Raw genomic sequence first — 12,004 nt, 5'->3', positions numbered from 1 at the left:
CGGCAGCGGGGTGCGAGCCGGATCAGCTGTCAGGCCGGTAGGTTGAGGAGCGGCTGCGCCATGATCGCTCATGCGATGATCCTCCTCGGCTGGCGCAGGGCTGCGCGGGCGTGCACGCGATGCTCTACGAGCCATGCGTGGAGATCGCGGAGGCCCCTACGCCAAGCCATACGCGCTTTCCAGCCGAGTGCCTCCCGCAGGGCGCGCGTGTCGGCAACGAAGAAAAACTGGTCTCCCGCTCGCCACTCACTTTTCATCGTGGCGAGCGGCCGCCCCAGGAGCAGTTCGATCTCGCGCAAAACCTCGGCGACGCTGACAGCGTTGGCGGGGCCACCCCCGAGATTGAAGGCACGGCCCTTGAATCGGTCGATCGATCCGAGTACCGCACGGTAGGCGGCGACCGCGTCGCTGACATGGAGGATATCTCGGACCTGTTTGCCGTCGCCGTAGATGGAAATTCGCTCACCCGCGAGCGCGGAGAGGAGAAAATGGGCGACCCAGCCCTGATCCTCCGTGCCGAACTGCCTCGGACCGTAGACGCAGCTCATTCGCAAAACGGCAGTCGGCAAGCCATAGGACTTCGCATAGTCCAGCACGTATTGGTCCGCGACGCCCTTCGAGCAACCGTAAGGGGTGCAGAAATCGAGCGGCCGCTTCTCGCTGACGCCGAACCGCCTTGTTGTCTCGTCCGTCGGCATATAGCGCCCGTCGAGCTCCATCATCTCCATGTCGGCCAGTGCGCCATAGACTTTGTTGGTGCTTGCCAAGATGACGGGTGCGTTACGCCCGGCGCGACGCGTCGCCTCCAGCACGTTTATCGTGCCGCGCGCATTCGTCTCGAAATCGTCGATCGGCTGCAGGAGGCTCGTTGTCACCGCTGTTTGGGCGGCGAAATGGAAGACGGCCTTCGCCTCCCTGAAGACGGGCTCGATCGCGGCGAAGTCGCGGATATCGATCAGGGCGGCGTGGACCGAAGCGCCGTGGTTGCCCGCAAGCCATTCGAGGTTTCGCTCCACGCCGGCGCGGCTGAGATTGTCGAGGATGATGACGTCCTCGCCGTCGCGCAGAAAGCTGTCAGCGAGATTGCAGCCGAGAAAGCCGCTGCCGCCCACCACAACGATCGGGGCCACCCTCTTCGAGACCGACGGCGTTGCCAGCCTCTTGCCGGCGCTGAGAGCCCCGGCGCTCATGATACCAGCCCCCGCGCTTCCAATTGTCGCTTCATCTCAGCGCCGCGGTCGATGGCGCCGACGTTGCGGACCCAATCCGCGAAAGGCCCGAGCGAGCTTTCGAGCCTGAAGGCAGGTTCGAAACCAAGGAGTTCCCGCGCCTTGGATATGTCGGCGAAGCAGTTGCGAATGTCACCGGAGCGAGCCTTGTTCATGATATCAGGCTGAATCTCCGGCACGCCCATCGCTTCTGCGATGAGCGAGGCGACCTCGGCGATCGTGTAGGCCTGACCGCTGCCGATGTTGATGACGTGACCGGCCGCCTGCGGCTGCTCAAGCGCCAGGCGGAAGGCACGCGCCACGTCGCGAACATGAACGAAATCGCGCCGCTGCTCGCCGTCCTCGAAGATCATCGGTGGCTGTCGGTTCGCGAGACGCGAGGCAAAATTGGCGAGAACGCCCGTGTAGGGATTGGAAAGCGCCTGGCCCGCCCCGAAGACGTTGAAGAGACGAAGCGCGACAGCTTCGACGCCATATGCCTCGCCGAAGATCAGCACCTGACGTTCCTGAACATATTTCGTCAGCGCATAGATCGATGCCAGGTCGACAGGTTTATGCTCGTCGGTCGCGATCGGTCTCAGGCGCTCGCCGCTTGGTCCGACCGGATCCCATTGACCGGCCTTTACTCGCGCCGGCAAGCGCCGGACATGCGCGAAATGCTCGCCCGTCTCTGCCTCATAGAGACCTTCGCCATAAACGCTCATCGATGAAGCGACCACGATCCGCCTGATCGGCAACCCGATCATCGCTTCCAACAGGACGGCTGTTCCAAGATCGTTGACGCCGACGTAGCGAGCTATCTCGTACATAGACTGGCCGACTCCGACTTCGGCCGCGAGGTGGACGACGGAGTCGACGCCGGTCAGCGCGCTGCGCACCGCGTCGGCATCCCGCACATCGGCGCGGAGCACCTCCACTCGAGAGGGCATGGTGACTTTCGCGTCCGCATGGACCTGTTCATTCAGCACGTCCAGGACGCGCAATTCATAATTTCCGGAAAGAAGTTCCTCGACCACATGTCGGCCAATGAAACCGCAACCGCCGGTAACGAGAACCGTTGTCATAATGCACCTGACCATCATCAATCAGAGATAGAGACAAAGCTCCAACAAACGTGCGACGCAAATGTTCCTTCTTCTATGACTTCTTCTATGACATCTACGAAGCTAATCCCCGCCCGCGTCCCTTGAGGTACAAACCTCACTCCGCCGTCATGGTTCCATGCGGACGGGTATCTGCCAGGAACAAAAGCCAGAACATGAAGTTAACGCCGCGAGGGCAGCCGATCGCGATTCCTTCAATTCCGCTGCGAGGGGCGTGCGTTTCCGTCTTGGGCTGGCGAGAGCCTGGATATCGCGTCGGCCCGCCCAAAAAGTTGGTCTCCAGAGCCGGGAGGAAGGACATGGATATTGCGGCGCAGCCAAGAACCGAGACGATGTCGGCGGCAATCATTACCGGCCCGGGCAGGGTGCAGATCGAAACGCTTCCGCTGCCGGAGCCCGGACCCGGACAAGTCAGGATCAGGCTTGAAGGCTGCGGCGTCTGCGCCTCCAACCTGGTGCCCTGGGCGGGGCCGGATTGGATGCAGTTTCCGACGGAGCCCGGAGCGCTCGGCCATGAAGGATGGGGGACCATTGATGCGGTTGGCGAGGACGTGCGCGATCTCGCACCGGGCGACCGGGTTGCCGCGCTTTCCTATCACGCCTATGCGACGCACGACATCGCGGATCAGAGCGCGGTCGCTCGCCTGCCCGCCGCACTCGCCGGTGAAGCTTTTCCGGCCGAGCCGCTCGGTTGCGCCTTCAATATCTTTCGGCGCAGCGCCATCAAAGCGGGGGAGACCGTGGCAATCGTCGGCATAGGTTTCCTCGGCACTCTTCTGACGGAGATGGCAAGTGCCGCCGGTGCGCGTGTGATCGCGGTTTCACGCCGGCCGTTCTCGCTCGCTCTCGCGAGGCGCGCGGGCGCGAGCGAGGCGATTGCCATGGACGATCATTGGCAGATCATCGAGAAGGTGAAGCAACTGACCTCCGGCCGCTTCTGCGACTGCGTCATCGAGGCGGTCGGCAAGCAGTGGCCGCTCGATCTTTCCGCCGAACTGACGAAGGAGCGTGGACGTCTCGTCATTGCCGGTTATCACCAGGATGGGCCGCGGCAGGTGAACATGCAGCTCTGGAACTGGCGCGGCCTTGACGTGATCAATGCGCACGAGCGCGCTCCGTCCGTCTACATGCATGGCATTCGCGAAGCGATCGAGGCCGTGGTCGCAGGCCATCTTTCTCCGTTCCCGCTTTATACGCACAAGTTCCCGCTCGAACGCTTGGGGGAGGCCTTGGACATGACCCGCGATCGACCCGAAGGCTTCGTCAAAGCGCTGGTGATCTGCCATGAGTGACACCCAGCCGGTCGAATCGCTCGCACAAGGCACGGAACGGCCCCGGATCGGCTTTCTCGGCGTCGGGTGGATCGGCCGCGACCGGATGAAAGCCATCGTCGAAACCCGTGCCATCGAAGCGGCCGCCATTCTCGATCCCTCGCCGGAAATGGCCGCAGCGGCGCGCGAGCTTGCGCCCGAAGCCGAAATCGTCAGCTCATTCGAAGCGCTGCTCGACCAGAAGCTGGATGGCGTCGTCATCGCCACGCCGAGCGCCCTGCATGCCGCCCAATCGATCGCGGCTCTGGAGCGGGGCGTGGCGGTCTTTTGCCAAAAACCGCTCGGTCGAACGAGGGACGAAACGGCGGCTGTCGTTGAAGCGGCCCGGCGCGCCGGCAAGCTGTTGGCCGTCGACCTGTCCTATCGCCACACCAGCGGCATCCGACGGATCCGCGATCTGATCGTCTCGGGAGAGCTCGGCACCGTCTTCGCCGTCGATCTTGTCTTCCACAACGCCTATGGCCCCGGCAAGTCTTGGTTCTATGACAAGGCACTGTCGGGCGGAGGCTGCGTCATCGATCTCGGCGTGCACCTCGTCGATCTCCTTTTTTGGATGCTGGATTTTCCGGAAGTCGCCCGGGTGGACAGTAGACTTTTTTCGCATGGGTCACCCATTCGCCGAGACAGCGACGAGGTCGAGGACTATGCCGTGGCGACGATTGAGCTTGCCTCCGGCGTCGTCGCTCGGCTCGCCTGCTCCTGGCGTCTGCAGGCCGGATGTGATGCCGTCATCGGCGCGGATTTTTATGGCACCGAAGGCGGCGCCAGCTTCAGAAACGTTGATGGATCATTTCTCGATTTCATTGCCGAACGACACCGCGGGACACAGAGGGAATTGTTGGTATCTCCTCCGGATCGATGGGGTGGACGCGCAGCGGCGGCCTGGGCGAGGCGCCTTGCCGCCGGGGAAGGATTCGATCCAGACAATGAGGGGCTGATCGCCGTGGCTGACGTGCTCGACATGATCTACGGGCGATGAACGAGGCGGAACAGGCAAGTGGTTTCCGCGATCGTGATCCCGGTCTGGAGCAATGCATAAGCGCAGCATGCGTTATTCGGCCTGGCCGTCGATGATCCGCATCAGGCTTTGCGCATAGCGTGTTGCGGTCGCCTCCAGCCGCGGGACTTCCTCTTCGTCCGACGCCGCTTTGGCGGAAGTCCACAAGCCAAGTTGAAAGGCCAGGTAACAGATTTCGAGAATTGCCTGCAGCTCCCTGCTCACGGCGCGAGCGCAGCCTTCGGAGACGGCGGCGCGAAGATCGCTGCGTTCTTCCGCCGAAAGTTCGAACTCGATGCTCGCGCCCGCGATATCCCATGCGATGTCCTGACACCCGACAAGATCATGGGCCGCGCTGTGGTCGATCGAATCCGTCTTCATGAGTATTCCGTGCCCATCGACGAGCCATTCCCAGCGATGAAGCCGATTGTCCGTATCGACCGGCATCACAACGGCATCGAAGTGCCCGGCGTCGGAAATTCTTTCCTTCAGTCTGGATGCGGCCTCGGCACCCAGCACTGCCTCGGTGTTGAACACGGCCATCGCACATAATTCGGAAAGAGAAGCTCCTTTCACCGCCGCCGGCAGATGACGTGCCCGAAAGGCCAGATACCGGCCTACATGCCCAATGAGCTTTGCGCGATCGAACTTCGCCCCTTCGATCCTCCCGGCTGAGATCCATTTCTGAACCAGGAACCCATGGCATAGTCCGACGACCGGCGGCGCGAGGTCGGCTTCGGCAAGGAGACGCGCCTTGGCGAGCTTGCGCGGGCCTGTTTCGCCAAGCCCCGCAAACTTGACCAGCCACGGCCCGTCGGCGGTATGTGCAAGGAATTTCCTCCGCTCGAACCGTCGGTCGGCCGGGGGCCAGCCGCTCTCCTCGACGGGAAGCATCCGCCGCCAGGCTCCGCCGGAGAGATCCTCAAGCGGCCGGACCAGCGGACCGACCAGCTCGCGGATCCAGGACTCGAGGCGGTGGGCCGGCAAGGAGGGTCGGAGGACGAGATCGTCCAGGTCGACGAAGTGACGCGGCCTTGCCTCCCAGCGTTTACGATGGCGATCGCTCGCTTGCGGCCCGAGCGCTCCTCCGTGACCGGGAAAGAAATGGATGCGTTTCTCGCTGACGCCATGCTCTTCCAGCCAATCGGCGACGCCTCCGAAGGAACTGCCGGAGAGACCCGGTCCCTCATCGACAATGGCAAAATTCGCCGTCCGGTCGGCAAGTATCCGCTCCGTCAGTCCCGGACCGACCCCGATGCGCCGTTGAAACGGATGGCCGATCGGCCGCACCGAAACGGGCGCACGGGCGCCGATCGCTGCTGCGACCGCGGCGGACAGGCTGGTCCCTATGCTGCGAATGCCGATGACGACGGTATCCGCCGCAAGACCGGAGCAGGCGGCGGCCTCGATGTAACTTTCCGGATAAAGCGCATAAAAGGCATAGCCCTCCGCCTCCTTGACGCAGAGGGGCAAGGGAGATTTAAGGCTGCGGAGCAGTGTCGGTACATGGGACGGCACGAGCAGCGGCCCTCTAAAACCTTGCCGCCACGAGTGGGCGACGAGCTGCGCCAAATCGAGAAGGAGGCGCCCGCCGCAATCTTGCGCGGCGGAAAAGTCGTCGGCCCCGACGCTGTCGAACTCGGCATCGCATAGGCCCTGAACCAATTCACCGACCCTGATCAGGATGCGGACGAGCGCAGCGTGGCGGTCGACGCCGGGTGGCTGGCGCGCAAGGGCTTGCAACTCGGACGCAATCGCGGCGCCTATGGCGTCTGCGCGCTCGAAGCGCTTCGCATCGCCGTAGATCAGCATGCTCCTCATCCTCATCGGCTCGAAAAAATGCTGAACGCATGGACGAGCGGTTTCGATCCGTCGCCAACCTCCGGTGGCCATCAAGGAACCAATCCGCGCGGAGCGGGTTTGGCAAGCATTGTAGATGCTAGCGGGAGCGGCAGATATGCGATCGAAATCCATTCGTATCGGGCTGGTCGGGATCGGGAACTGCGCGTCTTCCCTCGTCCAGGGCCTGACTTTCTATCGAGATGCCAGCGAGGACGAGCCGGTTCCCGGGCTGATGCATGCGAATCTCGGCGGGTGTCGCATTCGCGACATCGAAGTTTCCGCGGCTTTCGACGTTGCCGCATCAAAGGTCGGCCGCGATGTAGCGGAAGCGATTTATGCCCCGCTGAACAATACCTATCGTTTCGCAGAGGTCGCTCCGACCGGCGTTTTCGTCCAGCGCGGCCGGACGCTCGACGGTATCGGACGATATCTCCGGGAGGAAATCGAAGAATCGGACGAACCCGCCGTCGACGTCTCGCATATCCTGCGGCAGAGCGAAACGGATGTTGTGGTCTCCTATCTGCCGGTCGGCTCTGAGGTGGCGACGCGCTGGTATGCGGAGCAGGCGCTTGCCGCCGGCTGCGGCTTTATCAACTGCATTCCGGTCTTCATTGCCTCGGACAAGTCGTGGCAAAGGAAATTCACCGAGCGTCGCCTGCCGCTGATTGGCGACGACATCAAGAGCCAGGTCGGCGCAACCATCGTCCATCGCCTGCTCGCCAATCTGTTTCGCGATCGCGGCGTGCGCATCGACAGGACCTACCAGCTCAATTTCGGCGGTAATACCGACTTCCTCAACATGCTGGAGCGCGAGCGGCTGGAATCGAAGAAGGTTTCCAAGACGCAGTCCGTCATCAGCCAGATGGACGTAACGCTTTCGCCCGGTGATATTCATGTCGGGCCGAGCGACCATGTGCCATGGCTTGCCGATCGCAAGTTCGCCTATATCCGCGTCGAAGGCACGACATTCGGCAGCGTGCCGCTCAACGTCGAACTCAAGCTCGAAGTCTGGGATTCGCCGAACTCCGCCGGCGTCGTCATCGACGCGGTTCGCTGCGCGAAGCTGGCGATCGACCGCGATATCGGCGGCCCGTTGATCGCGCCGTCGAGCTACTTCATGAAGTCTCCGCCCCGCCAATTCACTGACGCCGAAGCGCGCAGGCATCTGGAGGATTTCATCGCCGGCGACACGGGCGCTTTGTTGGGGGCGGCAGAGTGACGACCACGTTCTTTCTGGTGCGTCACGCCGCTCATGACAATCTCGGCAATTTCCTCGCCGGTCGAACCAGCGATGTTTCGCTGGGGAGCCAAGGCCGCGATCAAGCCGAGCGCCTGGCGACGCGTATGGCGCGCGAGAATATCGCTTCGATTTACGCAAGCCCGCGCAAGCGCAGCGAGGAAACGGCGGCCGCTATCGCCGCCGCCTCCGGGATAGCTCGCGTAGAAACGACCGATGCTCTGGATGAGGTGGACTTCGGCGCCTGGTCCGGCAAGACTTTCGAGGTGCTCAATGCCGATCCGCTCTGGGGTCGATGGAACAGCATGCGCAGCCTGATGCGCGCTCCGGGCGGCGAAACTATGCTGGACGTACAGTCGCGCATAATGGATCTGATCGCAACGCTCGCAGAACGCGCCGAAGACAGAAAAGTCGTCCTTGTCAGCCACGCTGACGTCATCAAAACCGCCGTCTGCCACATCCTCGGACTGCCGACGGATGCATGGCAGCGCTTCGATATCGCGCCGGCCTCAATCTCGATCGTCGCGACGGGGGACTGGGGCGCCAAGGTTCTGACGCTGAATGAAATCGTACCTTGAAAGAGCGGGTGAGGCACCAGCATATCCCGAGAGACGCAACCGAAGACAAATGAGGCGGTATATCGGAGACCACTTATGATCGAAGCCGCGATGATCTGGAACGAGCCGAACAACAAATCCCATTGGGATCCTGAGATCGACCCCGACTGGAGCCGCTTTGCGCATATGGCAAAATTGGCTGCGGACGCGATCCGCACCATCAATCCTCGTCTCAGCAGGGTGCTCGGCGGCATTTCCCCGATTGATCCCGCCTTCATGACCCTTATGAAGGATTATGGTGTGCTCGACCATGTCGATGCCGTGGCCGCTCACGGTTTTCCGCTCGACTGGAATCTTTGGCAGATACATGAATGGCCGCAGAAGCTCGATGAACTACGAGCCGTCACGGATCTGCCGATCTGGGTGAGCGAGGTCGGCGTATCGAGCTTCGGCGCCGAAGAGGTGCAGCTCTGGGGGCTAAAACGAACGGCGGAACTGCTGAAGGGCACGGCGGAGCGGATTCAATGGTACAGCCTCTATGATCTGCCGCACACCTGGGAAGTGACGACCCGCCACAAAGAAGCGGAAGGCTCGTCCTACTATCGGCATTTCTATATGGGCTTGTTGCGCGAGGACGGCTCGCCGAAGCTTGCTCTTGACGAATTTGCCCGGCAGACACCGGACGTCGGTCTGGTGCAATGGTTCCATTTCGAGGACCCTCGGCTCGACGAGGCGGTTTCGTGGATGAAGCGGTTGGGCGTGACCTATCTCCGCACCGGCCTCTCCTGGGCCGACCGGTTCCGTCCAAATGCGCTTGAATGGTTCGATCGCCAGATGAAAGCTCTCGAAGATTTCGAGGTCACCATCACCTTCTGTTTCACGCCGGAGCATAGGGGCTTGGCGCCGCACCACACCAGCGCGCCGATCGTGCCGGAGGAATTTGCCGAATTCTGTGCCGAGATGACCGCCCGCTATGCACCGGCCTCAGCGACATCGATTGATCGAGCCGGAAACCGTCAACCGTTCTCATCCTCGTCGCGACGTCCCGCGCCGACCATCGCTCCGAGCCACCCTCGCGAATAGGTGATAGCTTGGTAAAGGGCGAGCACAGCTCGGGCCCAGCGAATGTAGAGCCTCGGCGTGCCAAGCAGCCGGGAAAGCCAGAACATGCGATGGCTCCAGGCGCTGATCCGAGCGCGCATCCAGTAGATCAGCATGCGTCTGGCGGGCAGGCCCCGGCATCGAGGCGCGACGCGTTTCTTCGGCTGCACTCCCAAACGTGGCCAGCTCAAGCGAAAGGAGAGGCCCTCCCGCCGTTGCCTGAAGCCGGCGGCCTGCGTTCGGACGACGAATTCGCTGTCAACCTCCGTGAGCTCCAGCCGGCCCTCAGCGATGGCACCACTGATGACGCCGTGCAGCAGAGGAGAGCGAACGACGACGACATTCGTGCCGCGACCGTCGGACGAGTAAGGTTCCACCCAAGCGTCCCCGAACGAAATGTCCGCGGTTTCCGCCGTGACATCGTCGCAGAAGTTGCAGGCTGAATTCTGGAAAAAGCCGGCACCCCAGTCGCCATCGGCGAGATGCCACCAATCCTTGCTGCGAGTACGCCCATCTTTGAGGCGCAATTGCGCGGTGTACCAATTTGCCGGTCTGCGTGGGTCTTTAAGCCTATAATCCGCGCTCTCCACCGCTTCCATCGTCGCACCCATCTGCCATGCGAAGCTCTCGACGAAGCGCGCGCTCTTCATGTGTCCGCAGAAGAGGCCGAGCGTAAAGACAATGCGCTCGCGAAGCAGGGAATCCTGCATGCGAAGGAGATGCACCGCCTTGATGAAGCACGGGATTCCGACGATCGCATAGCGTCCCGGCCAGGCTTTGATCTCGGCAAGAACTGCCGAGAGTTCCACGGGGTGATAACGCGACTTTGCGCCTCCGCGCACGTCCCCGGTCGTGCGCGATATCTGGTAGCGGAAGAGGTCGCCGCGGTCATCCGAGACAGCTACGGGGACCACATGAGCGACGCCATCGACCAGCTTCCGGTCAAGAAGCTCAGCCGCCATCCAGCTTGCCATACCTCCGGAACTGCCGACGGCCCGAAAGTCTTGCTCGCGCACATAGCCGACATAGGCGGCCTCGAACCGGCCGATCAGCGGGTCACGGTGTTTGGCCGAGGGAAAACGCTCGGCGGCAAGTTCGTCTTCATCATGGGAACGTGGCGAGAACGGGCAGATATGCGCGAAACCCGGCATCTCGCTTTCGGCCCGCCTGCTGGGTGCGGCCGGCTTGAACTCGCCATAGCGGTCGAGCCGCATTCGGGCTGCGTTACCCGGTATCTGCGCGGCACAGGCGCCGCAGCCGATACACAGGCCGGACTTCACGATCTCCTTTGGACCGAGCGGAACGGCATCTGACGGCGGATCAATTGAGGACATTGTTCAAATACGTCCTCGAACGCAGGCGAAGGCTCGCCAGCTGGTCTGCGGTGACCGGATCCGGAGCCCCGCCAAGGAGCGCGTCATAGTCCGCCTGCGGCGTCTCCTCCGAGACCACGTGTCGCTCCGCCCGTACCATCTGCGCCAGATCGTGGATCTTGTGGCAACGATAATCGGAGAGGACGCAGACGAAAGGCTTGGTGTTGACGAGCGAAAACACGCAGCCGTGAAAGAAGTTCGTGGCGATCGCACGGGCGCCCGCAATGAACCGGGCGAAATCATCGGGCCCTGCGTCGATCCATTGGGCATCTGCCCAATCGTTGCGGTATCCTATGCTGACGACGGAGACGGAATGCGATGCCGCAGAGCGGCGAACCGCCTGCTGAAACCAGTATGGAAACGAGTGCCCATAGACGGCGAGATAGGACGAGACGCAGCTGTCGTCCTGACTGCGCGGGATGGTTTCGGGAAACTGGAGGCAAGGATCGAGGACAAGTGTGGGTTCGAGCCCGAGCGCGTCCTTTATGATACTTCGTGAATTCTCGTCACGAACGGAAATGTCGTCGAATTTCCGCAGGCTGTCCGCCCAGTAACTCTCGAGCCCCTTGGACGCAGGATAGCTGCCGAATGTTGCAGCGTAAGATGCCAGCCGGCGCGCCGCGAGCCCTTCGCCATAGAACAGCGGATATCCTCCATACCAGGGATGACGGAGATTCCACACTTCGTCGCTGCCGACGATGACGAGATCGAAGTCTTCAAGATCGGCCGGATTGTCGAGCGCGAACGGAGGGGTAAGCGGAAGCGACGCAAAGGCCTCGACAAACTTCCTGATCTTCGACGCATACAGCGGAAAATCCTCACGCTTCGTCCCCACCGGCAGGAGCGGTTGCAGCGCGCAGCGCCACTCGGCGCGGCGAATGCGATCGGAGTGATGATTGAGAATGACAGGATCCGCTCCGTACGCACGAAGACCATCGACCAGGCAGCGCGTCTGCCAGAACGATCCGTAATTGATGCATTGATGAAAGGTCAGCACACCCAGTTGATGCAACAGACGTACCTCTTCGCGGACGACTCAGGCACCTAACGAGTTGCGTCAAAGCAGGTTCCGCCACGAGGGACGGACGGGCGTTTTTGTGTGCGGCGCGCACGCCATGGGGTGCTCGCCGTCTGGCATATTCTGGCGATTGCTTGGAGAGACGAGCTTCGCGGCTAAAGGCCAGTGATGATGCCGTAGAAACGGCGCCTGTTTCGGGAGCTTCAAAGCGGGGCA

General features: G+C 62.0%; 10 protein-coding genes. 5 read left to right on the top strand and 5 right to left on the bottom strand.

All coding sequences use genetic code 11. The annotated features are described in order from the left end of the window. Positions 1-68: 68 nt before the first annotated feature. Together PYH37_RS11460 and PYH37_RS11455 are read right to left on the bottom strand one after the other, a co-directional pair. Positions 69-1,190: an NAD-dependent epimerase/dehydratase family protein gene (locus PYH37_RS11460; protein ID WP_280735055.1), complete on the bottom strand. Its 1,122-nt coding sequence runs from the start codon at positions 1,188-1,190 to the stop codon at positions 69-71. Continuing rightward, on the bottom strand, positions 1,187-2,293 hold the full coding sequence (locus PYH37_RS11455; protein ID WP_280735054.1) for an NAD-dependent epimerase/dehydratase family protein: 1,107 nt from the start codon (positions 2,291-2,293) through the stop codon (positions 1,187-1,189). Before PYH37_RS11455 ends, PYH37_RS11460 begins: the two co-directional genes overlap by 4 nt. Before the next feature lie 338 nt (positions 2,294-2,631). On the opposite strand from PYH37_RS11455, the gene PYH37_RS11450 reads away from it, so the two are divergent. Beyond that, the gene (locus PYH37_RS11450) at positions 2,632-3,624 is read left to right on the top strand and encodes an MDR/zinc-dependent alcohol dehydrogenase-like family protein (RefSeq protein ID WP_280735052.1); all 993 of its coding nucleotides are present in this window, start codon (positions 2,632-2,634) and stop codon (positions 3,622-3,624) included. Continuing rightward, positions 3,617-4,642 (top strand): Gfo/Idh/MocA family protein, encoded by a 1,026-nt coding sequence (locus PYH37_RS11445; protein ID WP_280735050.1) that lies wholly within the window; start codon positions 3,617-3,619, stop codon positions 4,640-4,642. The genes PYH37_RS11450 and PYH37_RS11445 overlap by 8 nt, the downstream gene beginning before the upstream one ends. 72 nt (positions 4,643-4,714) lie before the next feature. Here PYH37_RS11445 and PYH37_RS11440 read toward each other — a convergent pair whose 3' ends face one another. After that, positions 4,715-6,472 (bottom strand): hypothetical protein, encoded by a 1,758-nt coding sequence (locus PYH37_RS11440; RefSeq protein ID WP_280735049.1) that lies wholly within the window; start codon positions 6,470-6,472, stop codon positions 4,715-4,717. Positions 6,473-6,617: 145 nt separating this feature from the next. On the opposite strand from PYH37_RS11440, the gene PYH37_RS11435 reads away from it, so the two are divergent. From PYH37_RS11435 to PYH37_RS11425, 3 genes are all read left to right on the top strand, one after another. Next, complete coding sequence (locus PYH37_RS11435) at positions 6,618-7,721, top strand: inositol-3-phosphate synthase (RefSeq protein WP_280735048.1); 1,104 nt, start codon at positions 6,618-6,620, stop codon at positions 7,719-7,721. Then, positions 7,718-8,317 (top strand): histidine phosphatase family protein, encoded by a 600-nt coding sequence (locus PYH37_RS11430; protein ID WP_280735047.1) that lies wholly within the window; start codon positions 7,718-7,720, stop codon positions 8,315-8,317. Before PYH37_RS11435 ends, PYH37_RS11430 begins: the two co-directional genes overlap by 4 nt. A 75-nt stretch (positions 8,318-8,392) precedes the next feature. After that, a complete protein-coding gene (locus PYH37_RS11425) occupies positions 8,393-9,379 on the top strand; it encodes a glycoside hydrolase 5 family protein (RefSeq protein WP_280735046.1) in 987 nt (328 codons plus the stop codon). On the opposite strand, the gene PYH37_RS11420 is transcribed toward PYH37_RS11425, so the two are convergent. After that, positions 9,313-10,731 (bottom strand): Coenzyme F420 hydrogenase/dehydrogenase, beta subunit C-terminal domain, encoded by a 1,419-nt coding sequence (locus tag PYH37_RS11420; protein ID WP_280735045.1) that lies wholly within the window; start codon positions 10,729-10,731, stop codon positions 9,313-9,315. The genes PYH37_RS11425 and PYH37_RS11420 overlap by 67 nt on opposite strands. After that, a complete protein-coding gene (locus tag PYH37_RS11415; protein WP_280735044.1) occupies positions 10,718-11,782 on the bottom strand; it encodes a polysaccharide pyruvyl transferase family protein in 1,065 nt (354 codons plus the stop codon). The genes PYH37_RS11420 and PYH37_RS11415 overlap by 14 nt, the downstream gene beginning before the upstream one ends. Positions 11,783-12,004: the final 222 nt, after the last annotated feature.

It is taken from the genome of Sinorhizobium numidicum, from assembly GCF_029892045.1.
Taxonomy (GTDB): Bacteria; Pseudomonadota; Alphaproteobacteria; order Rhizobiales; family Rhizobiaceae; genus Sinorhizobium; species Sinorhizobium numidicum.
Note: the sequence above shows the minus strand (reverse complement) of the source record. Positions and strands in the feature narration are given on the sequence as shown.